This window comes from Hylemonella sp. P2_B10, from assembly GCF_056404875.1.
In genome coordinates, this window is record NZ_JBFUDE010000003.1 from 345,562 (window position 1) to 367,644 (window position 22,083).

Here is a 22,083-nt window from a genome sequence, read left to right on the forward strand (position 1 = left end):
AAAATGTTGAGGACAGAGCTTCGCTGCGCTACGGTCTGTCCCGCAAAGTTTCAGGTTTTGTCCCGCAAGGTCTCACACTATGGGTGGCGGCCGGCGCGGCAGCGTGACAGTGAATTCTGCCCCACCGTCGGCCGCGTTGGCGGCGCTGATGCGACCCCTGTGGGCATCGACGATGGCCTTGCAAATGGCCAGGCCCAGGCCCACGCCGGGTGTGGCGGACTCGGCCTGGCCGCGTGTGAATTTTTCGAACAACTGGGCTTCGCGCCCCTTGGCGCTGGCGGGCAGGCCGGGGCCGTGGTCGCGCACCGTCAACACCAGGCTATCCGGTGTGGTGCGGGCGCTGATTTCCACCGGGCCGGCACCGTACTTGCCGGCGTTTTCCAGCAGGTTGACCAGCACGCGCTCCATCAGCGCGGCATCGAACTCCACCAGTGGCAGTTCGGCGGGTATGTCGGTCTGCACCGCCATGCCGGCGGTGGCATGGCGCGCGGCGCGCAGGGCCGTGCCCACCACTTCCTGCACCGACTGCCACTCGCTGCGCAGGCTGACGGCACCCTCCTGCAAACGCGCCATGTCCAGCAGGTTGGTGACCAGGGCATTGAGTTGGCGCGCCTGCGCGCTGATGGCTCCGGCCGTTTCGGCCTGCGGCCCGGCCAGAGGCGGTATAGACGATTGCAGCGATTCGGCCAGGCCGAGGATGGCCGTCAACGGCGTGCGCACGTCGTGCGAGATGGCAGCCAGCAGCGCGTTGCGCAGGCGTTCGGATTCGATCTGCACCACCGCGTTCTGCGCCACCTCCACATAGTGCACGCGCTCCAGCGCGATGGCGATCTGCCGCGCCACGGTTTGCAGCAGTTGCTGCTGCTCGGGGATCAGCAGCCAGCGCGCCTGCGCGGGTTTCAACGCCAGCACGCCGCGCACCCGCATCGGCGCCTTCAGCGGCACGTAGTGCCAGGGATGGGAGGGCAGGGTGTTGGTGGCCAGGCCGGCGCTCTGGCCGTTGCGGAACACCCAGTCGGCCACGCTGGTGTCCATGTCGTGCGGCATCAGCTTGGGGAAGGCCAGCCCGGTGTGGTTGCCCACGCCGTCGTTGGCCACCAGCACCAGCGCGGCGCTGCCTTTGACGCCGGCGCCGCCCTGGCTGGCGCCGCCAGCGTTGCCGAACAGGGCCTGCACCGCGTTTTGCCCCAGTTCGCACACCTGTGCGGTCATCAGTGCAGCGGACAGTTCACGCGTCAACTCGAACAAGGCCTGGGCGCGCCGCTCGCGGCTGGCCGAGATGCGGGCGGAAAAGCGCACGCCGGCGGTCAGCTGGCCGATCAGCAGGCCAATGGCCAGCATGACCGCAAAGGTCAGCAGGTACTGCGCGTCGCTGACGGCAAAGGCAAAACGCGGCTGCACGAAGAAGAAGTCGAAGGCGGCCACGTTCAGGCAGGCTGCCAGCGCCGCCGGCCCACGGCCGAACTTCAACGCCACCCACACCACCGCCGCCAGGAACAGCATGACGATGTTGGCCGACTCCAGCCGGCCTATCAGCGGCGTGGCCAGCAGCGTCACGGCCACGGCGGCGCCCACTGCGCTGGCATAACCGGGCCAGCCGTCGTGCCAGGCGGTGGCATCATCGCCTGCCTCGTCCAGCGGCCGGCGCAGCACCGGCGCCAGCCGGCGGGCATTGTCGGCCAGGCCCACTTCCAGGATGTCCAGCGTCGGTGCCAGCCGCGCCAATTGGCGCACCAGTGGATGGCGGCCGCGTTTCCACAACTCCCACGCTTTCGGCTCGGCGCTGCGGCCCAGCATCAGCGTGGCGCAGTTCAGCGTCTGGGCCTGGCGCACCAGCTCGCCCGCCACATCGCTGCCGGGCAGCACCGCGGTGCCGCCGCCCAGTTCTTCGGCCAGCTTCAGCACCGACAGGATGCGTTCGCGCTCCGGTGCGGCCAGCATCTGCAAGCGCGGTGTTTCCACATAGGCGGCGTGCCAGCGCACGTTCATCTTGCCGGCCAGGCGGGCCGCATCGCGCACCACCTGCTCGGCGCCGCTGCGCGGCCCCACCGCCACCAGGATGGCGCCCGAGGTCTTCCACAGCGGCGGCGCGCCGCCGGCCTCTCCCGAACGTTCCACCCGGTAGTCGCGCGCCTCGTCTTCCACATGCTCGGCGGTGCGGCGCAGCGCGATCTCGCGCAGCGCCACCAGGTTGCCGATGCGAAAGAAATTTTGCGCTGCGCGTTCGGCCTGCTGCGGCAGGTAGACCTTGCCGGCCTTCAGCCGGGCCAGCAGCTCATCGGGCGTCACGTCCACCAGGATCAGCTCGTCGGCGGCGTCCAGCACGGTGTCCGGCACGGTCTCGTGCACGCGGATTTGCGTGATGGCACCCACCGTGCCGTTCAGGCTTTCCAGGTGCTGCACATTGAGCGCGCTCCAGACGTCGATGCCGGCGCCCAGCAGCTCCTGCACGTCCTGCCAGCGCTTGGGGTGGCGCGAGCCCTCTACATTGGTGTGGGCCAGCTCGTCCACCAGCAGCACGGATGGGCGGCGCGCCAGCGCGGCGTCAATGTCGAACTCGCGCAGCGTGTTGCCCCGGTAGCTCACCTCGCGCTGCGGCAACTGCTCCAGCCCGGCCAGCAGCTCGGCCGTCTCGCTGCGGCCGTGGGTTTCCACCACGCCAATCACCACATCGCGCCCGGTCTTGCGCTCGCGCTGGGCGGCGCTCAGCATGGCGTAGGTCTTGCCCACGCCAGCGTTTGCGCCGAAGTAGATGCGCAGCTTGCCCCGGCGCGCGCGCGCCTCGGCGCCGCGGATCTGGTCCAGCAGCTGGTCCGGGTCCGGGCGGGTGGGGTCGGCGTTAGCCAAGGGGGCTGGCCTTGTCGGTCATGGTCGCGGCTAGCGTAGCACTTTTCGCTGTGTCAGAAGGTCTTGCCCACCGACAGCACCAGCGTGGTGTTGCCCAGCTTTCTGGCGTCTGTGCCAGCGGAATTGCCGGCCTGGTAGTAGGCGCTGTCCGCGTTGGTGGCGATCAGCGCGCCGGTGACCAGGAAGCCGCCCACATCCTTGCTCAGCGACAGCTTGTAGTCGGTATAGGACAGTTCGTCATAGTTGCGCACCGCCGTGTGGCCCAGGTGCAGGCCCAGCGTCAGGCCGTTGCCCAGGTCGGGGTTGTAGTTCAGGTCCAGGTAGGTGGTGCCTTTGGAGTCGCCGCGCGCAGGCAGGGCGCTCCAATAGGCATAGCCGGCGGTCTGGCTGTTGAGGCCGAAATAGTCGGTGACGGCGTAGGACAGCTTGGCGTTGAACGGGCCTTGGGTCAGGCCAAAGTAGATTTCGGTGTTGTCATAGGTCTGGCCGCTGGGCGTGGCCGGCGCGCTGTTGAGCTTGGCGCCAGGGTAGTAGTAGTGCAGCACGCCGATGTCAGCCGTCAGGTCCTTCATCGGCTCGAAGCGCCAACCGCCGTAAAAGTCCATCTCCAGGCTGGCGCCGTTGTTGTAGCTGTTGGACGACACGCTGGAGTTCCAGTTGCCCAGGTAGAAGCCGCTGGCATGGGTGTAGTCCAGGCCGCCTTGCACGGCCGGCTGCAACCAGCTCTGCGAGATACCGCGGAAGCGGTAGTCCGACACCAGCGTGAAGTTGCCGTTGACCGGCGGGGTGGCCGCGGGCGTGGCGGCTGGGACGGGTGCCGGGGCCTCGGGCGCGGCGGTTTGGGCTTGGGCTGCGGCGCACAGCAGGGCTGCGGCGAGGGCACTTATAGTTTTGGTCATCATAGCTCTATGCTTTCAAGGTTTCATTTGGACGGCAATTGAGGGCGGCCGTGCTGGCGCCTTTTCTTCGGTGGGCCACCGCGCCCCAGCAGCGCGCAGGCCAGGCCGAGCGGCAGCACCAGCGCGACCAATGCGCACAGCAGGTTCAGGGCGTCGGTGGTCATGGGGGCTTACTTCAGCGCTTCCAGCGCCAGGTTTAGGCGCAGCACGTTGACACGCGCTTCACCGAACAAGCCCCACTTCGCGCCTTCGGTCTGGCTGGCCACCAAGGCCTGCACCTTGGCGGCCTCCAGCTTGCGGGCCTTGGCCACGCGCGCCACCTGGTAGTTGGCGGCGGCCAGGCTGATGTGCGGGTCCAGTCCGCTGGCGGACGCCGTCACCAGGTCCACCGGCACCGGCTGCGTGTTGCCGGGGTCAGCGGCGCGCAGGGCTTCGACGCGGCCTTTGACGGCATCGGTCAGCGCCGGGTTCAACGGCCCCTGGTTGGAGCCGCTGGAGGCCGTGCCGTCATTCGGGCGCGGGCTGGTGGCCGACGGGCGGCCCCAGAAGTGGCCTGGGTCGGCAAAGCCCTGGCCCACCAGTTCGGAGCCCACCGCCTTGCCGTCGCGCAGCAGCAGGCTGCCAGCGGCCTCGCGCGGAAAGAGCGCGCCGGCGATGCCGGTGGTGGCCAGCGGGTACAGCAGGCCGGTGGCCAGGCTCAGCACGGTGAAGGTCACAGCCAGCGGGCGCAGCATGGCCAGCATGCCGTGGGTGTGTTGGGTGTTGTTGTCTAGCATGGTGATTCACTCCTTAAGCGAAATGGGCGGCGGCCAGCAGCATGTCGATCAGCTTGATGCCGGCAAAGGGCACGATCAGGCCGCCCAGGCCGTAAATCAGCAGATTGCGGCGCAACAGCGCAGCGGCGCCGATGGCGCGGTAGCGCACGCCCTTCAAGGCCAGCGGGATCAGGAACACGATGACCAGCGCGTTGAAGATCACTGCCGACAGGATGGCGCTGTTGGGGCTGGCCAGGTTCATCACGTCCAGGGCCTTGAGCTGCGGGTAGGTGGTGGCAAACGCCGCCGGGATGATGGCGAAGTACTTGGCCACGTCGTTGGCGATGGAGAAGGTGGTCAGCGACCCGCGCGTCATCAGCAGCGCCTTGCCGGTCTCCACCACCTCCAGCAGTTTGGTGGGGTTGGAATCCAGGTCCACCATGTTGGCGGCCTCCTTGGCGGCCTGGGTGCCGCTGTTCATGGCCACCGCCACGTCGGCCTGGGCCAGCGCCGGGGCGTCGTTGGTGCCGTCGCCCGTCATGGCCACCAGGCGGCCGTCGTGCTGGTACTCGCGTATCAGTTTCAGCTTGGCCTCGGGCGTGGCCTCGGCCAGGAAGTCGTCCACGCCGGCCTCGGCGGCGATGGCCGCTGCCGTCAGCTTGTTGTCGCCGGTGATCATCACCGTCTTGATGCCCATGCGGCGCAGCTCGCCAAAGCGCTCCTTGATGCCGGCCTTGACGATGTCCTTCAGCTCCACCACGCCCAGCACGGTGGCACCGTCGGCCACCACCAGCGGCGTGCTGCCCCGGCGCGCCACCTCGTCGGCAGCATGGATCACCTCGGCCGGCATGCACCCGCCCAAGGCTTCGACATGCCGGCGCACCGCATCCACAGCACCCTTGCGCAGCACGCGCACGCCCTGGGGCGAAGGCAGGTCCACACCGCTCATGCGCGTCAGCGCAGTGAACTCCACGAACGCGCTGCCTTCGGGCGCGCTCTCGGCGATGCCCTTGCGCGCGGCCAGCGCCACGATGCTGCGGCCCTCAGGCGTGCTGTCGGACAGCGAGGCCAGCATGGCGCCGCGCATCACGGCCTGGTCGGTCAGGCCGGGCGCGGCGATGAAGCTGCTGGCCTGGCGGTTGCCGTGCGTGATGGTGCCGGTCTTGTCCAGCAGCAGCACGTCCACGTCGCCAGCGGCCTCCACCGCACGGCCGGAGGTGGCGATCACGTTAGCCTGCATCATGCGGCTCATGCCGGCCACACCCACCGCCGACAGCAAGCCGCCGATGGTGGTGGGGATCAGGCACACTAGGAGCGAGATCAGCGCCGCCACCGACACCACCGTGCCGGCCTTGGCCACGTCCACGCTGAACATGGAGAAGGGCAGCAGCGTCACCGTGACCACCAGGAACACCACGGTGAGGGCCACCAGCAGGATGGTCAGCGCGATCTCGTTGGGCGTCTTCTGCCGCTTGGCGTTTTCCACCATGCTGATCATGCGGTCGATGAAGCCCTCGCCGGGGTTCACCGCGATGCGCACCACCAGCCAGTCCGACAGCACGCGGGTGCCGCCTGTGACGGCGGAAAAATCGCCGCCGGATTCACGCACCACCGGCGCCGATTCGCCGGTGATGGCGCTCTCGTCCACCGAGGCCACGCCCACCACCACCTCGCCGTCCAGCGGTACGAAGTCGCCAGCCACCACCAGCACATGGTCACCCTTGCGGAGGTTTTCAGCCTCCTCGGGCAGCCAGCCGGCGTCATGGCGCGGTGCCTTCAGCTTCTTGGCCATGGTGCTTTTCTTCAGGCCGCGCAGTGAGGCTGCCTGGGCCTTGCTGCGGCCCTCGGCCAGGGCTTCGGCGAAGTTGGCGAACAGCACGGTGAACCACAGCCACAGCGCGACGGCGAAGGTGAAGCCGGTGGACGCCTCGCCGCCGCCCTGCAGCGCCTGCACCCACAGCAGCGTGGTCAGGATGCTGCCGACGTAGACGACGAACATCACCGGGTTGCGCCATTGCGTGGCGGGGCTCAGCTTGGTGAAAGCCTGCCACAGGGCGGGCTTGACCAGCTGGGGGTCGAACAATGCAAAGTTTTTATTGACGTTCATGATGGTTTCTCGGCAATCAGCGGGGTGCGGGGCTCAATGGCTGGCCCACAGCAGCAGGTGCTCCACGCCCGGCCCCAGGGCCAGCGCCGGCACATAGTTCAGCAGGCCGACCAGCAGCACCGTGCCGATCAGCAGGGCGACGAACAGCGGGCCGTGGGTGGGCATGGTGCCGGCGGTCACCGCCAGGCGCTTCTTGCGCGACAGGCTGCCGGCCACGGCCAGCACCGGCACGATCATGGCGAAGCGCCCCAGCCATACGGCAATGCCCAGTGCGGTGTTGTAGAACGGCGTGTTGGCCGACAGGCCGGCAAAGGCGCTGCCGTTGTTGTTGGCGGCCGAGCTGAAGGCGTACAGGATTTCCGAAAAACCATGCGCGCCCGGATTGGCAATGCCGGCCCTGCCGGCGTCCAGCATCACCGCCAGCGCCGTGCCGGTCAGCACCACGATGGGGGTGACCAGGATGGCGATGGAGGTCATCTTCATGTCGTAGGCCTCGATCTTCTTGCCCAGGTACTCGGGGGTGCGGCCTATCATCAAGCCGGCGATGAAGACCGCCAGGATGGCGAACACCAACATGCCGTACAGGCCGCTGCCGACGCCGCCGAACACCACTTCACCCAGCTGCATCATCACCAGTGGCACCAGGCCGCCGATGGGCGTCAGCGAGTCGTGCATGGTGTTGACGGCACCGCAGGAGGCTGCGGTGGTGATGACGGCGAACAAGCTGGAGGCGTTGATGCCGAAACGCACCTCCTTGCCTTCCATGTTGCCGCCGGCTTGGCCTGCGTTGGCCATCTGGTCCACGCCCAACGGGGGCAGCAGCGGGTTGCCGGCCTGCTCGGCGGGGGTGATGACCGCGACTGCGACGACAAAGATCAGCGTCATGGCTGCCAGCACCGCCCAGCCCTGGCGGATGTCGCCCACCTCGCGGCCAAAGGCGAAGCACAGCGCCGCCGGGATCAGGAAGATGGACACCATCTGCAGGAAGTTGGCCAGCGCCGTCGGGTTCTCATACGGGTGAGCCGAGTTGGCGTTGAAGAAGCCGCCGCCATTGGTGCCCAGCATCTTGATGGCCTCCTGCGAGGCCACCGGGCCCATGGCCAGCGTCTGCGTGGGCGCCTTCTGCTCTTCCAGCACAGCGTTGCCCTTGTCGTCCTTCAGCGGCTGGCCGTCCGGGCCGGCCTTGGGGGCCTGGTAGGCCTGGACTTCCAGTGTGGTGACGTCCTTGTAGCCGTCGAAATTCTGGATCACGCCCTGGCCAACCAGGAAAATGGCGAACACCAGGGACAGGGGCAGCAGCAACCAGGCGGTCAGCCGCGTCACGTCAACCCAGAAGTTGCCCAGCACGCCCGTGGAACGGGCGGCAAAGCCGCGCACCAGCGCGAACACCACGGCGATGCCGGTGGCCGCGGAGAGGAAGTTTTGCACCGTGAGCGCCAGCATCTGGGTCAGGTAGCTCATCGTCGACTCGCCCGCATAGCCCTGCCAGTTGGTGTTGGTGACGAAGGAGACGGCGGTGTTGAACGACGAGTCCGGTGACACGTTGGCCAGGGCCTGCGGGTTCAGCGGCAGCCACAGCTGCAGGCGTTGCAGCGCATACACCGCCAGCGCGCCCAGGGCGTTGAAGGCCAGCAGCGCCAGCGCGTACTGCCACCAGTTCATGGATTGGTCGGGGTGGGTGCCGGCCAGGCGGAACAGCGGGCGTTCCAGCTTGGCCAGCCAGCCCGGCATGCGGCCGGCGCTCAAGGCGGCCAGCCAGCGGCCCAGCGGCCAGGCAGCGGCCAGGGTGACAGCAAGAAACAGGGCCAGTTGGCCCCAGGCGGCGGAATTCATCATGATCAGAATTTCTCCGCGCACAGCAGTGCAAAGACCAGGTAGGCCAGCAGGCCGATGGCGGCAATGGCGGCCAGGCCGTAGATCAAACCCATGGTGATCATGACCGGCTCCCCTCGGAAGTTTCCAGTTTCTTCAGCCCCCACACCATGGCGGCCAGCAGGCCCCACAGCGCGGCGATGCCGGCGATAAAAACGATGTCCATGCATGTTCTCCAGAACGATGAAAAAGCAATGCCTGGAGCTTAGAAACCGGCGCGTAAAAACAGGGTCAAGACATGGCTGGCCGGTATAAAGAAAGCGTAAAGACGCCTGGCGCCGGCCTTTGGGCGCCGGTGTTGCGTCGGCGTCTTTACGGTCTTTTTACACGGCGTGCACCGATCTTTCGAGATTCTTGACAAGCCACTGCCTACCATCTGGCTTGTCGCAACAGCATCGGAGGTGGGCATGGATCGCAGCAGTGGCAGTGAGGGCGCGCAGGCCGTCGGCGGCGCGCCTGAGGGTTTTCGGCCGGAGGCCCGCCGAGCGTCGTTGCTGGCTGGCCTGCTGGGGCCGCAGGACGTGCTGCTGGACGTACAGGTGAAGGACCGGCGCGCGCTGTTCGAGCTGGTGGACGCCCACCTGGCGCACCAGCATGGCCTGCCAAAGGGCTGCGCCGCGCTCGGGCTGGGCAACCGCGAGCGCATAGGCTCCACCGGCCTGGGCGAGGGGGTGGCAGTGCCGCATGCCCGCCTGCGGCAACTGGGCCATGTGTGCCTGATGTATGTGCGCTTGGCCAAGCCCATAGATTTCGACGCGCCCGACGCGCAGCCGGTCAAGGACGTGCTGGTGCTGCTGGTGCCCGAAAAAGCCCGCCAGGAGCACCTGGACATCCTGGCCGACCTGACGCAAATGTTTTCCAAGCGACGGTTTCGCCAGCGTTTGCACACCTGCGAAACGCCCGACGCGGTGCGCGAGTTGCTGGTTTGATGCGGCGTTGACCCTCCGGGGTGCCGCGGTTCGCGGCGCTTGGGGGTTTGCCTTCCAGCCCACGGCTTCTGCGGCCCGTCGCACGCCTGTGGTGCAGTCGGACGGGCGTGGCTACAGTGGCGGTTTTCAAAGACCGTCACCCATCATGGTTCAGGCTCCCTCTTTCTTCACTGCCCGGCGTGCCAAGCGCTGGGGCCTCGCCGCCCTGCTGCTGTCGCTGCCCGTCGCGCTGGCCTTTGGCGGCTGGCTGTATTGGCAAAAGTCGCATCCCGGCGTCGCTGGTCCGGTGCGCATCACGGCCCAGCCGCGGGCCATCTGGGTTGAGTCTGGCGATACCGCCCAGTCCCTGAACTTCGACTTCCTGGTTGAGAACCTGGGCAACACCCCGCTGGGCATTGACAGCATTGAAGTCACCGTGCTGGATGCCGGCGGCAAGCCGGTGCTGCGCCGCTTTGTCGACGGCAACGGCTTTGCACCCAGCATGGACACCGTGGCTGGGCGCCTGGTGGAGCCGGGAGGGCGTGCGCTGGTGTTCAACCCCTTCCACAGCTTCCGCCCCGATGTGCAGTTGCACCAGCTGGACTACACCTTCAAGCTCAGCATTCCGCAGCAGGCACCGGAAACCGAGACCGCTGTGACGGTGCGGCCCCAGGTCTACGCCACCAAGACGGCGCTGGCTTTACCAGTGCGGGGCCGCCTGTTGATCCATGACGGTCATGATTTCTATGCCCACCACCGGCGCTTGAACACCGAGCACCCGGTGGCGCGCGAACTGGGGCTGACGCAGAACTTCATGCGCTACAGCCTGGACATCAACCCCACCGACGACGGCTTTGCCGCCTTCCGTGGCCGCGGCGAGAAGAATGAAGATTGGCATGCCTGGGGCCAGCCGCTGTATGCCCCGGGCGACGGCAAGGTGGTGGCCGCCTTTGATGGCGAGCGCGACAACATCCGCGGCGGCGAGAACTTCTTCAAGCCCGAGGCGGTGAAGACCGACGCAATGAAGTTCTATGGCAATTACCTGGTGATAGACCATGGCAACGGCGAATTCAGCCTGCTGGGCCATGTGCAGCGCGCCAGTCTGGCGGTGAAAGTGGGCGACACGGTGACGCGCGGGCAGGCTGTGGCGCGCATAGGCAGTTCCGGCAGTTCCAACAACCCGCACGTGCATTTCGAACTGCGCACCGGACGGGACCTGCATGTGGAGGGCTTGCCGGCCAGCTTCCAGGGTTTCAAGCGCCACCTGGGCGGTAAGGTGCTGCCAGTGGCGACCGGGCCGGTGGACACGGGCGACCTGCTGGAAGCTCCCTGAGCCGGCCAGGGGCTGAAATATTTTTTGCCTTGTTGTCGAAATCGCGCTAGCGTGCACGTCATTGTCACAGCGGGGTATGTTGCCCCGCCTTGTAGCCACACTTCAGGAGATGACCATGCAGTACATGCTGTTGATTTACGGTGACGAAGGCCAGGAAAACGCCCTGACCGAAGCCCAGATGAGCGAGATGATCGGCGCCTACAACGCCTACACGCAGGCCCTGCAAACGGCCGGCGTGCTGGTGGGCGGCGAGCGCCTGCAGCCGGTGGCGGCGGCCACCACGGTGCGCGTGAAAAGCGGCAAGACCGAGGTGCTCAACGGTCCCTATGCCGAAACACGTGAGCAATTGGGCGGCTATTACACCGTGGAGGTGCCCGACCTGGACGCCGCCCTGGGTTGGGCGGCGCGTTGCCCGGGCGCCAGCCACGGCACCGTGGAGGTGCGGCCCGTCTGGGCGACGTAGGCCGCGTGTCCCCGCCGGACCCGCGCCAAGCGCAGGCCGCCGCCGTCGCGGTGGCACGCCTCAGCTACGGCAAGCTGATCGCCTTTCTGGCGGCGCGCACGCGCGATGTGGCCGGTGCCGAGGACGCGCTGGCCGAGGCCTTTGCGCTGGCGCTGGACCAGTGGCCCAGCCAGGGCGTGCCAGCCACGCCCGAGGCCTGGCTGCTGACCGTGGCGCGGCGCAAGCTGATTGACGCGGCGCGCCAGCGCCAGGTGCGGGATCGGGCCAGCGAGCACCTGTTGTTGCTGCACGAGTTGGCCGATGGCGACGGCGCGGACGCGGTGCCTGACGAACGACTGGGCCTGATGTTCGCCTGCGCCCACCCGGCCATCGATGCCAGCGCGCGCGCGCCGCTGATGCTGCAGACGTTGCTGGGCTTCGATGCCGGGGCCATCGCCTCCAGTTTCCTGGTGGCTCCCAGCACCATGGGTCAGCGCCTGGTGCGGGCCAAGGCCAAGATTCGCCAGGCTGGCATCGCGCTGCGCGTGCCCGAGCCGCAAGACATGCCCGAGCGGCTGGACGCCGTGCTGGATGCCATCTATGCCGCCTTCACCGAGGGCTGGGCCGACCCCACCGGCAGTGAAGCGCGCCGACGCAACCTGACCGACGAGGCGCTGTGGCTGGGCGCGCTGGTGGCGGCGCTGCTACCGCGCGAGCCCGAGGCGCTGGGCCTGCTGGCGCTGATGCTGCACGCCCAGGCGCGTGCCGGTGCGCGGCGCGATGCGCAAGGCGAGTACGTGCCGCTGGACCGGCAGGACACCAGCCTGTGGGACGCGGCCATGGTCCGCCAGGCCGAGCAATTGCTGCTGCGTGCCAGTGGCCTGGGGCGCAGCGGCCGCTTCCAGCTCGAAGCGGCTGTGCAGTCCGCGCACGCGGCGCGGCGCCACAGCGGGCGCACCGATTGGACAGCGATTGAGCAACTTTACGGTGCGCTGTGGACGCTGACCTGTTCACCGGTGGTGGCTGTCAACCGCGCGGTCGCGCTGGCCCACAGCCAGGGGCCGGCACCCGCCTTGGCGTTGCTGGATGGGTTGGCTGGCGATGCGCGCATGGCGACCTACCAGCCTTATTGGGCGGCGCGCGCCGAGGTGCTGGCGCGTGCAGGGGATGCTGCTGGCGCGGCGCTGGCCTATGCGCAAGCGATAGGGCTGGAGAGCGATACTGTGGTGCGGTGCTTTCTGCTGCAGCGGCGCGCGCAGCTGACGGGCTGACGGCCAACCCGCTGGCGGCGCACCCTTCAGACCGTCATTTTTTTGCCGACATTTGCCGCCCGCAGCGCCGCCAGGTTCAGCACCCGCAGCCCGCCATACTCCACCCGAATTGCCCCTTGTTCACTGAGCGCGGCCAGCGCCTCGTTGACGCGTTGGCGTGACAGGCCCACCAGGTAGGCCAGCTCTTGCTGGGTGATGCGCAGCACCTCGCCCACGCCGGGATACAGCACCGGGTTGAACAGCGCCGCCAGGTTGCGCGCGACGCGGATGTCGGGGTTGTTCATGCGGTCGATCTCGCGCGCGGCGATGAACTGCGCCAGCCGCTCGTTCAACTGGTTCATCACGAAACGGTTGAAACCGATGGAATGGTCCAGCAGCCAGTGGAAGGTGTCCACATGCAGGCCGGCCACCGCGCTCTTGCGCAGCGCCGTGATGTTGTAGCGGTAGGTCTCGCGCTTCAGCGCCGTGCCCTCACCGAACCAGCCGCCGGGCGGCACGCCGGTGAAGGTCATGGTCTGGCCGTCGGCGGTGTCGCTGCTCATCTTCAGCAGGCCATCAACCACGCCAAACCAGTAGGTCACCGGGCGGCCGGTGCGGCACACCAGCTCGCCGGCCAGGGCGTCGGCGATGCGCAGGTCTTCCACCGCGCGTTGTTGCTCGGCGGGGCTCAGCAGGTGCAGCCAGGGCACCTGGGCAATCTCGCCGTCGGTCAATGGGCGGCGGCGGCTGTGCAGCGGCGGGTCTTGCGTCATCCGGGCTCCGTTCGCGTGAAAGTTTGTCGGGAAAACACCTAGCGTGGATGCTGGCAAATTGTCGTTCAAACGACAACACGGCGTCAAATGAAAGTCTACAGTTCGCCCCCATGCAGACCACATTTCCCCGGCTCCTGTTGCAGCACGCGGCCCAGCGCCCGGGCGCGCCGGCCCTGCGCGAAAAGGAATTCGGCATCTGGCAGACCACCACCTGGGGCGCTCTGGCCGCGCTGGTGCAGGCGCTGGCCTGCGGCCTGCACCAAGCCGGTTTGCGCCAGGGCGAGCACATGGTAGTGATAGGCGCCAACCGGCCGCGCCTGTACGCCACCATGCTGGCGGCGCAGTCGCTGGGCGCCATCCCTGTGCCGCTGTACCAGGACGCGGTGGCCGCCGAGTGCGTGTTTCCGATGGTCAACGCCGAGGTGCGCTTTGCCTTTGCCGAAGACCAGGAGCAGGTCGACAAGCTGCTGGAAATCCGCGAGAGCTGCCCGCAACTGACGCACATCTATTACGACGATCCCCGTGGCCTGCGCAACTACAGCGAGCCCGGGCTGGCGGCATTGGACGAGCTGGTGGCGGCAGGCCAGGCTTTCGCCAAAGAGCACCCGGACTTCTTTGCCAGTCAGGTGGAGCAGGTGCAGCCCACGGATGTGGCGGCCATGTTCTTCACCTCCGGCACCACCGGCAACCCCAAGGGCGTGGTGCACACACACAACTCGCTGCTGAACGCGGCCCAGTCCGGCGCCAGCTTTGACAAGCTGACCGACCACGAAGAAGTCCTGGCCTACCTGCCGCCGGCCTGGGTGGGCCAGAACATCTTCAGCTACGCGCAGTGGCTGGCCTGCGGCTACGTGGTGAACTGCCCCGAGTCCGCAGCCACCGTCAGCATCGACATGAAAGAGATCGGCCCCAGCTACTACTTCGCGCCGCCGCGCGTGTTCGAAGGCCTGTTGACCAGCGTGATGATCCGCATGGAGGACGCGAGCGCCATCAAGCGCAAGATGTTCCACTACTTCATGAGCGTGGCCAAGCGCGTGGGGCCTGCACGCACCGACGGCCAGCCGCTGGGCCTGGTGGACAGCGTGCTGTATGCGCTGGGCAATCTGTGCGTGTATGGCCCGCTGCGCAACAACCTGGGCCTGAGCCGGGTGCGTGTGGCCTACACGGCAGGCGAGGCGATAGGCCCGGACCTGTTCAGCTTCTACCGCTCTATCGGCGTGAACCTGAAGCAGCTCTATGGCTCTACCGAGACGGCGGTGTTCGTCTGCGTGCAGCCCGACCACCAGGCACGCGCCGACACCGTGGGCGTCCCGGCACCGGGCGTGCAGATCAAGGTGGCCGACAACGGCGAGGTGATGGTGAAGTCACCCGGGCTGCTGAAGGAGTATTACAAGAACCCCGACGCCACCGCCGAGGTGCTGACGGCGGACGGCTGGTACCACACCAGCGACGCCGGCTTCATGGACGCGCATGGCCACCTGAAGATCATCGACCGCGTCAAGGACGTGGGCCGAATCCGGGGAGGCGCCTTCGACGGCGCCATGTTCGCGCCCAAGTACGTGGAGAACAAGCTGAAGTTCTTCCCGCAGATCAAGGAAGTGGTGGCCTATGGCGATGGCCGCGAAAAGGTTTGCGTGCTGATCAACATCGATTTCGACGCCGTGGGCAATTGGGCCGAGCGGCGCAACCTGCCCTATGCCGGCTACACCGACCTGGCGCAAAAACCCGAGGTCTACCAGCTGATTAAGGAATGCGTGGAGAAGGTCAATGCCGACCTGGCCGCCGACCAGATGCTGGCGGGCAGCCAGATCAGCCGATTTCTGGTGCTGCACAAGGAGTTGGACGCGGATGACGGCGAACTGACGCGGACCAACAAGGTGCGCCGCGGCTTCATCGCCGACAAATACCAGCCCCTGGTGGACGCGCTGTACGGCGGCAAGACCGAGCAGCATATCGAGACCGTGGTGAAGTTCGAGGACGGCCGCAGCGGCAGTGTCAGCGCCACGCTGCAGATCTGGGATGTGCAGACGTTCGCACCGGTGAAGGTGGCGGCATGACAGCCAAGAAGATAGGCGACGTCATCCTGGACGTGAAGAACATCTCGCTGAGTTTTGGCGGCGTCAAAGCGCTGACCGATATCTCCTTCAACGTGCGCGAACACGAGGTGCGCGCCATCATCGGGCCGAACGGCGCGGGCAAGAGCTCCATGCTGAACTGCATCAATGGGGTGTACACGCCGCAGCAGGGCAGCATCAGCTTCCGGGGCCAGACCTTCAGCCACATGGACAGCCACCAGGTGGCGGTGATGGGCATAGGCCGCACCTTCCAGAACCTGGCGTTGTTCAAGGGCATGAGCGTGCTGGACAACATCATGTCTGGCCGCAACCTGAAGATCAAGAGCAACATCCTGTTGCAGGCGCTGCGCTGGGGACCGGCCGAGCGCGAGGAAATCGTGCACCGCGAGAAGGTGGAAGAAATCATCGACTTCCTGGAGATCCAGGCCTACCGCAAGACGCCGGTGGGCCAGCTGCCCTATGGCCTGCAAAAGCGGGTGGACCTGGGCCGCGCGCTGGCCATGGAGCCGCAGGTGCTGCTGCTGGACGAGCCCATGGCCGGCATGAACGTGGAAGAAAAGCAGGACATGTGCCGCTTCGTGCTGGACGTCAACGACGAGTTCGGCACCACGGTGGTGTTGATCGAGCACGACATGGGCGTGGTGATGGACATCTCGGACCGCGTGGTGGTGCTGGACTACGGCAAGAAGATCGGCGACGGCACACCCGACGAGGTGCGCAACAACAAGGACGTGATCAGCGCCTACCTGGGGACTTCTCACTGATGGGCTTCTTCCTCGAAACTCTGTTGGGCGGCCTGATGGCCGGCATGCTGTACGCGCTGGTGGCGCTGGGCTTTGTATTGATCTACAAGGCCTCGGGCGTGTTCAACTTCTCGCAAGGTGCCATGGTGCTGTTCGCCGCGCTGGCGATGGCGCGCTTTGCGGAATGGATTCCGCTGTGGACCGGCGTGCAGAGCAAGGTGCTGGCCAATATTGGGGGGTTCCTGATCGCCGGCGCCATCATGTTCGTGGTGGCCTGGGTGATCGAGCGGCTGGTGCTGCGCCACCTGGTCAACCAAGAGGGCGCCACGCTGCTGATGGCCACGCTGGGCATCACCTACTTCCTCGAAGGCTTGGGCCAGTCGCTGTTTGGTTCCAGCATCTACAAGATTGATGTGGGCATGCCCAAAGAACCGATGATGGTGCTGGACAACGTGTTCCAGGGCGGCCTGCTGGTGGACCGCGAGGACTTGTATGCCGCCGTCATCGCCGCCGCGCTGGTGACCTTGCTCAGCCTGTTCTTCCAGAAGACCGCCACCGGCCGCGCGCTGCGCGCCGTGGCCGACGACCACCAGGCGGCGCAGAGCATAGGCATTCCGCTGAACCGCATCTGGGTCATCGTCTGGTGCGTGGCCGGCGTGGTGGCGCTGGTGGCCGGCATGATCTGGGGCAGTAAGCTGGGCGTGCAGTTTTCGCTCGCCACGGTGGCGCTGCGCGCGCTGCCGGTGGTGATCCTGGGCGGGCTGACCTCGGTGCCTGGCGCCATCGTCGGCGGGCTGATCATTGGTGTGGGCGAGAAGCTGTCTGAAGTGTTTCTGGGGCCGATGGTGGGCGGCGGCATTGAAATCTGGTTTGCCTATGTGCTGGCGTTGGGCTTTCTGTTGATTCGCCCTCAGGGCTTGTTTGGGGAGAAGATCATCGACCGCGTCTAGGCCGATGATTCAAGCACGACCATGTTCTACAGAGAAAACGGCCAGTTCAAGACGACCTACCGGGCCGACCAGCAGATATTTCCGATCCTGCAGGACCGCTGGGCCATCGCGCTGTTGCTGCTGGTGGCCTACGTGGCAGTGCCGCTGCTGGCCAGCGACTACCTTTTCCGCGCCGTGCTCATCCCTTTCCTGATCTTTGCGCTGGCCGCCGTTGGCGTCAACGTGCTGGTGGGCTATTGCGGCCAGATCTCACTGGGCTCGGGCGCCTTCATGGCGGTGGGCGCTTATGGGGCTTACAACTTCTTCGTCCGCGTGCCCAATATGCCGCTGATTCCCGCGCTGCTGCTGGGCGGCTTCTGCGCCATGCTGTTTGGCATCCTGTTTGGCCTGCCCAGCCTGCGCGTCAAGGGCCTGTACCTGGCGGTGGCCACGTTGGCGGCGCAGTTCTTCTCGGACTGGATGTTCCTGCGCATCAAGTGGTTCACCAACAATTCCGACTCCGGCTCGGTCTCGGTCAACGGCCTGCAGGTGTTCGGCTTGCCGGTGGAAAGCGCCATCAGCAAGTACTGGTTCTGTCTGGCGCTGCTGACGGTGTTTGCGCTGTTGGCCAAGAACCTTGTGCGCGGCGCTGTCGGCCGCGAGTGGATGGCCATACGCGACATGGACGTGGCCGCCGCCGTCATCGGCATACGGCCCATGTACGCCAAGCTCACCGCATTTGCCGTCAGCTCCTTCATCATCGGCGTGGCTGGCGGCTTGTGGGCGTTCGTCTACCTGGGCGCCTGGGAGCCGGCGGCGTTCTCGGTCGAGGTGTCGTTTCGCCTGCTGTTCATGGTCATCATCGGCGGGCTGGGCTCCATCGCCGGCGGCTTTTTTGGCGCCGGCTTCATCGTGGTGCTGCCCATCGTGTTGACCCGGGGGTTGCCGGTGTTGCTGGAGCTTGTGGGCCTGAGCATAGACACGGCCGGCCTGGCCCACGCGGAGAGCATGATTTTTGGCGCCTTGATCATCTGGTTTCTGGTAGTGGAGCCGCATGGGCTGGCCAGGTTGTGGGCCATTGGCAAGCAAAAGATGCGCTTGTGGCCGTTCCCGCATTGATATGGCCTCCACGCTCGTCACTTTGTGTACTCGTTGCCCCCCGAGGGGGCCGCAGTGCCCTTGGGGCGGCCCGGCGGGCACTGGTTGCCCCCTAGTGGCAAATCCCGATGCGGCGCAAGAGTTTTGTGTTTTTACTGGAAGAGCGTTTCTGTTTTTTGGCGACTCGATTTGATTACGACTGGAGACACATATGAAACTGAGCAAACTGGTACTCGCCGTGGCCATGGTGGCCACCGGCGCAAGCGCCCTGGTGACTGGCAACGCCCTGGCCCAGGCCAAGGAGCAGTTCTTTCCACTGCTGTCCTACCGCGTTGGACCCTATGCGCCAAACGGCGTGCCCTGGGCCAATGGCAAGCAGGACTACATCAAGATGATCAACGCCCGCGATGGCGGCATCAACGGCGTCAAGCTGACGTTTGAAGAGTGCGAAACCAACTATGCGACGGACAAGGGCGTGGAGTGCTACGAGCGCCTGAAAAGCCGCGCTGGCGTGGCCCTGTTTGACCCGCAGGCCACCGGCATCACCTTCGCGTTGACTGAAAAGGTTCCCACCGACAAGGTGCCGTTGATCACCTTGGGCTATGGCTTGTCGGTGGCGCAGGACGGCAACGCCTTCAAGTGGAACTTCCCGCTGATGGGCAGCTACTGGACCGGCGCCGACATCCTGATCCAGCACATCGGGAAGAAGGAAGGCGGGCTGGCCAAGCTCAAGGGCAAGAAGATCACGCTGGTCTACCACGACAGTCCGTTTGGCAAGGAGCCCATTCCGCTGCTGCAGGAGCGTGCCAAGATGCATGGCTTCGATTTGCAGTTGTTGCCGGTCACGGCACCCGGCACGGAGCAGACCGCCACCTGGCTGCAGATCCGCCAGAGCAAGCCCGACTACGTGCTGCTGTGGGGCTGGGGCGTGATGAATTCCACCGCGCTGAAGTCGGCGCAGTCTACCGGGTATCCGCGCGACAAGATGTATGGCGTGTGGTGGGCCGGCGCCGAGCCCGACGTCAAGGACGTGGGCGAGGGCGCCAAGGGTTACAACGCGCTGGCGCTGAACACCTCGGGTACCCAACCCAAGGTGATGCAGGACATCCTGAAGTACGTGCACGACAAGGGCGCGGGCACGGGGCCTAAGGACGAGGTGGGTTCGGTGCTGTACACCCGTGGCGTCATCATCCAGATGCTGGGCGTGGAAGCGGTGCGCCGGGCTCAGGAACGCTATGGCAAAGGCAAGGTCATGACCGGTGAACAAGTGCGCTGGGGCCTGGAGAACCTGGCGCTGGACCAGAAGAAGCTGGATGCCCTAGGCTTCTCAGGCGTGATGCGCCCCATCAGCACCAGCTGCGCCGACCACATGGGCTCGACCTGGGCACGTGTGCACACCTGGGACGGCGCCAAGTGGAACTTTTCGTCCGACTGGTACGAGGCGGACGAGCAGATCATCAAGCCGATGGTGAAGAGCGGGGCCGAGAAGTACCTGGGTGACAAGAAGATGACGCGGCGTCTTCCAGCCGACTGCCAGTCCTGATTCGCTTTGCGAATCAAGCCTGACAGCCATCTGGGGCGCCTTCGGCAGTATTGACGTTACCCTCCCCAACCCCTCCCTCTAAGGGAGGGGCAGCGGCTCCGCAGGAGCCGCCAATCGAAAGGGACGCGCTTTGCGCTTCTTTCGATTGGTTTTGAAATGCAAGGCATGAGCACTACGTCCGACATCATTCTGAACGTCAACGGCATCGAGGTCATCTACAACCACGTGATCCTGGTGCTCAAGGGCGTGTCGCTGCAGGTGCCGCAGGGCCGCATTGTGGCCATCCTGGGCGGCAACGGCGCGGGCAAGACCACCACGCTGCGCGCGGTGTCCAACCTGCTGAAGGGCGAGCGCGGCGAGGTCACCAAGGGCAGCATCGAGCTGCGCGGCGAGCGCATCGAGAACCTGTCGCCGGCCGAGCTGGTGCGCCGCGGCGTGGTGCAGGTGATGGAGGGGCGCCACTGCTTTGCCCACCTGACGATCGAAGAAAACTTGCTCACCGGCGCCTACACCCGTTCCAACAAGGGCGAGGTGGCGGCCAACATGGACAAGGTCTACACCTACTTCCCGCGCCTGAAGATACGCCGCACCAGCCAGGCTGCCTACACCTCGGGCGGCGAGCAGCAGATGTGCGCGATAGGCCGCGCGCTGATGGCCAGCCCGCAGATGGTGCTGCTGGACGAGCCGTCCATGGGCCTGGCGCCGCAAATCGTGGAAGAGGTGTTCGAGATCGTCAAGGATTTGAACACCAAGGAAAAAGTCACCTTCCTGCTGGCCGAGCAGAACACCAACATGGCGCTGAAGTATGCCGACTACGGCTACATCATGGAGTCCGGCCGCATCGTGATGGACGGTGCCGCCAGCGACCTGGCCAGCAACGAGGACGTGAAGGAGTTCTACCTTGGTGTGGGTGGCGGCGAACGCAAGAGCTTCAAGGACGTGAAGAGCTACAAGCGCCGCAAGCGCTGGCTGGCCTGACGCGCCTGGAAAGCAACGGAAGCCCTCCATGGCCCGCCCCGACGAAACCGATCTGCAACAGTTGCTGCCCTTGCTGCGGCAGGTGCGCGCCGTCACCGGCCTGCGCGAAGACAAGCCTGGAATTTTCTACCTGAAGCGCACGCTGGCGGAGGAGGCCCGGTGCCGCGCCACCCGGCTGGACGAAGACTGAGCAGAATCAAGAAGAAGCACCATGACGACTGACTTTTACGACGCGCTGGAAACCCGCCCTGCCGGGGAGCGCGAGGCTGACCTGATGCGCCGGCTGGCTGTGCAGGTGGCCCACGCGCAGGCCCGCTCCAGCGCCTTTGCCGAACTGCTGGCGGGTGTGGACGCGGCCCAGGTCAACAGCCGCGCCGCACTGGCCCGCCTGCCGGTGACGCGCAAGCACGAGCTGCTGGCGCGCCAGCAGGCCCAGCGCGGCAGCGATGTGTTTGGCGGTTTCAGTACGCTGTCGTTTGGCGCTGGCATGCCGCGCGTGTTTGCCAGCCCCGGCCCCATCTATGAGCCCGAGAGCACGGCGCCCGACTACTGGCGCATGGCGCGTGCCATGTTCGCCGCCGGCTTTCGCGCCGGCGAGCTGGTGCACAACTGCTTCAGCTACCACTTCACCCCGGCCGGCTCCATGATGGAGACCGGTGCCCACGCGCTGGGCTGTACGGTGTTCCCCGGCGGCACCGGGCAGACCGAGCAGCAGGTGCAGGCCATGGCTGAATTGCGGCCGGCGGGCTATATCGGCACGCCCAGCTTCTTGAAGATCATCCTTGAAAAGGCAGCCGAACAGGGCGTGGCGCTGAGCAGCCTGAAAAAGGCATTGGTCTCTGGCGAGGCTTTTCCGCCCTCGCTGGCTGAATGGGTGCGTGCGCATGGCGTCGAGGCCTACCAGTGCTACGGCACCGCAGACCTGGGGTTGATCGCCTATGAGACCGCCGCCCGCCAGGGCCTGGTGCTGAGCGAAGACGTCATCATGGAGATCGTGCGCCCGGGCACCGGCGATGTGCTGCCTGATGGCGAGGTGGGCGAGCTGGTCATCACCACGTTGAACCCGGCCTATCCGCTGGTGCGCTTTGGCACTGGCGACCTGTCGGCGGTGCTGTCCGGTTGCTGTCCTACAGGCCGCAGCAATACGCGCATCAAGGGCTGGATGGGCCGTGCCGACCAGACCACCAAGGTGCGTGGCATGTTCGTGCACCCGGGGCAGGTGGATGCCATCATCAAACGCTTCCCCGAGGTGGCCAAGGCGCGGCTGGTCGTCAGCGGCGAAATGGCCAACGACCGCATGACACTGAAGGCCGAGACCGACTGCAGCGGCCCCGATTCGCTGGCGGCCAAGCTGCTGGATGCGATACGCGAGGTCACCAAGCTGCGTGGCGAGGTCGAGTTGCTGCCGGTGGGCAGCCTGCCCAATGACGGCAAGGTGATCGAGGACGCGCGGAGCTACCAGTAGTCAGCGGTGCGTCAGCGGCGAAAAGTTCCGCCCACCAGCCTAGGGGCTGCCCCTAAGTAGTTTCCG

The 22,083-nt window shown here is 66.1% G+C and carries 20 protein-coding genes; 12 read left to right on the top strand and 8 right to left on the bottom strand.

Going from position 1 to position 22,083, the window contains the following annotated elements; translation table 11 throughout:
* Window positions 1–72: 72 nt before the first annotated feature.
* Genes AC1DX2_RS14080 through AC1DX2_RS14110 form a run of 7 tightly spaced genes read right to left on the bottom strand, consistent with a single transcriptional unit; the run spans window position 73 to window position 8,545 of the window.
* Window positions 73–2,847 (bottom strand): DUF4118 domain-containing protein, encoded by a 2,775-nt coding sequence (locus AC1DX2_RS14080; protein WP_477196987.1) that lies wholly within the window; start codon window positions 2,845–2,847, stop codon window positions 73–75.
* 53 nt (window positions 2,848–2,900) lie between these two features.
* Window positions 2,901–3,749, bottom strand: coding sequence for a TorF family putative porin (locus AC1DX2_RS14085; protein WP_477196988.1), 849 nt, complete (start codon window positions 3,747–3,749; stop codon window positions 2,901–2,903).
* 20 nt (window positions 3,750–3,769) lie between these two features.
* Entirely contained in the window at window positions 3,770–3,910 is a 141-nt protein-coding gene (locus AC1DX2_RS14090; RefSeq protein WP_477196989.1) for a hypothetical protein, read from the bottom strand.
* Between the two features lie 6 nt (window positions 3,911–3,916).
* Window positions 3,917–4,489, bottom strand: a complete 573-nt coding sequence (gene kdpC, locus AC1DX2_RS14095; protein WP_477197685.1) for a potassium-transporting ATPase subunit KdpC — start codon at window positions 4,487–4,489, stop codon at window positions 3,917–3,919.
* Between the two features lie 46 nt (window positions 4,490–4,535).
* Window positions 4,536–6,608, bottom strand: a complete 2,073-nt coding sequence (kdpB, locus tag AC1DX2_RS14100; RefSeq protein ID WP_477196990.1) for a potassium-transporting ATPase subunit KdpB — start codon at window positions 6,606–6,608, stop codon at window positions 4,536–4,538.
* Window positions 6,609–6,641: 33 nt separating this feature from the next.
* A complete protein-coding gene (gene kdpA, locus AC1DX2_RS14105; RefSeq protein ID WP_477197686.1) occupies window positions 6,642–8,441 on the bottom strand; it encodes a potassium-transporting ATPase subunit KdpA in 1,800 nt (599 codons plus the stop codon).
* Window positions 8,442–8,446: 5 nt separating this feature from the next.
* Entirely contained in the window at window positions 8,447–8,545 is a 99-nt protein-coding gene (locus AC1DX2_RS14110) for a potassium-transporting ATPase subunit F (RefSeq protein ID WP_477196991.1), read from the bottom strand.
* A 342-nt stretch (window positions 8,546–8,887) separates the two neighbouring features.
* Between AC1DX2_RS14110 and AC1DX2_RS14115 the strand changes: the two genes are divergently transcribed.
* From AC1DX2_RS14115 to AC1DX2_RS14130, 4 genes are all read left to right on the top strand, one after another.
* Window positions 8,888–9,409, top strand: a complete 522-nt coding sequence (locus AC1DX2_RS14115; RefSeq protein WP_477196992.1) for a PTS sugar transporter subunit IIA — start codon at window positions 8,888–8,890, stop codon at window positions 9,407–9,409.
* Window positions 9,410–9,554: 145 nt separating this feature from the next.
* Window positions 9,555–10,721, top strand: coding sequence for a M23 family metallopeptidase (locus AC1DX2_RS14120; RefSeq protein ID WP_477196993.1), 1,167 nt, complete (start codon window positions 9,555–9,557; stop codon window positions 10,719–10,721).
* A gap of 115 nt (window positions 10,722–10,836) precedes the next feature.
* Window positions 10,837–11,184 carry a YciI family protein gene (locus AC1DX2_RS14125; protein WP_477196994.1) on the top strand — a complete coding sequence of 116 codons (348 nt, stop codon included), beginning with the start codon at window positions 10,837–10,839 and terminating at the stop codon, window positions 11,182–11,184.
* Between the two features lie 5 nt (window positions 11,185–11,189).
* Window positions 11,190–12,434 carry an RNA polymerase sigma factor gene (locus AC1DX2_RS14130; protein ID WP_477196995.1) on the top strand — a complete coding sequence of 415 codons (1,245 nt, stop codon included), beginning with the start codon at window positions 11,190–11,192 and terminating at the stop codon, window positions 12,432–12,434.
* A gap of 26 nt (window positions 12,435–12,460) precedes the next feature.
* Here the strand turns inward: AC1DX2_RS14130 and AC1DX2_RS14135 are convergent, their stop codons facing one another.
* Entirely contained in the window at window positions 12,461–13,186 is a 726-nt protein-coding gene (locus AC1DX2_RS14135; protein ID WP_477196996.1) for a Crp/Fnr family transcriptional regulator, read from the bottom strand.
* Window positions 13,187–13,296: 110 nt separating this feature from the next.
* Between AC1DX2_RS14135 and AC1DX2_RS14140 the strand changes: the two genes are divergently transcribed.
* The 8 genes from AC1DX2_RS14140 to AC1DX2_RS14175 all read left to right on the top strand — a co-directional run bounded on the left by AC1DX2_RS14140 (window position 13,297) and on the right by AC1DX2_RS14175 (window position 22,017).
* Complete coding sequence (locus tag AC1DX2_RS14140; protein ID WP_477196997.1) at window positions 13,297–15,243, top strand: AMP-dependent synthetase/ligase; 1,947 nt, start codon at window positions 13,297–13,299, stop codon at window positions 15,241–15,243.
* Window positions 15,240–16,025: an ABC transporter ATP-binding protein gene (locus AC1DX2_RS14145; protein WP_477196998.1), complete on the top strand. Its 786-nt coding sequence runs from the start codon at window positions 15,240–15,242 to the stop codon at window positions 16,023–16,025. Before AC1DX2_RS14140 ends, AC1DX2_RS14145 begins: the two co-directional genes overlap by 4 nt.
* Window positions 16,025–16,954: a branched-chain amino acid ABC transporter permease gene (locus tag AC1DX2_RS14150; RefSeq protein WP_477196999.1), complete on the top strand. Its 930-nt coding sequence runs from the start codon at window positions 16,025–16,027 to the stop codon at window positions 16,952–16,954. Before AC1DX2_RS14145 ends, AC1DX2_RS14150 begins: the two co-directional genes overlap by 1 nt.
* Before the next feature lie 21 nt (window positions 16,955–16,975).
* Entirely contained in the window at window positions 16,976–18,052 is a 1,077-nt protein-coding gene (locus AC1DX2_RS14155; protein ID WP_477197000.1) for a branched-chain amino acid ABC transporter permease, read from the top strand.
* Between the two features lie 190 nt (window positions 18,053–18,242).
* A complete protein-coding gene (locus AC1DX2_RS14160) occupies window positions 18,243–19,574 on the top strand; it encodes an ABC transporter substrate-binding protein (protein WP_477197001.1) in 1,332 nt (443 codons plus the stop codon).
* Between the two features lie 165 nt (window positions 19,575–19,739).
* On the top strand, window positions 19,740–20,552 hold the full coding sequence (locus AC1DX2_RS14165; RefSeq protein ID WP_477197002.1) for an ABC transporter ATP-binding protein: 813 nt from the start codon (window positions 19,740–19,742) through the stop codon (window positions 20,550–20,552).
* Between the two features lie 28 nt (window positions 20,553–20,580).
* Window positions 20,581–20,742, top strand: coding sequence for a hypothetical protein (locus AC1DX2_RS14170; protein WP_477197003.1), 162 nt, complete (start codon window positions 20,581–20,583; stop codon window positions 20,740–20,742).
* Window positions 20,743–20,763: 21 nt separating this feature from the next.
* Entirely contained in the window at window positions 20,764–22,017 is a 1,254-nt protein-coding gene (locus tag AC1DX2_RS14175; RefSeq protein WP_477197004.1) for a phenylacetate--CoA ligase family protein, read from the top strand.
* Window positions 22,018–22,083: the final 66 nt, after the last annotated feature.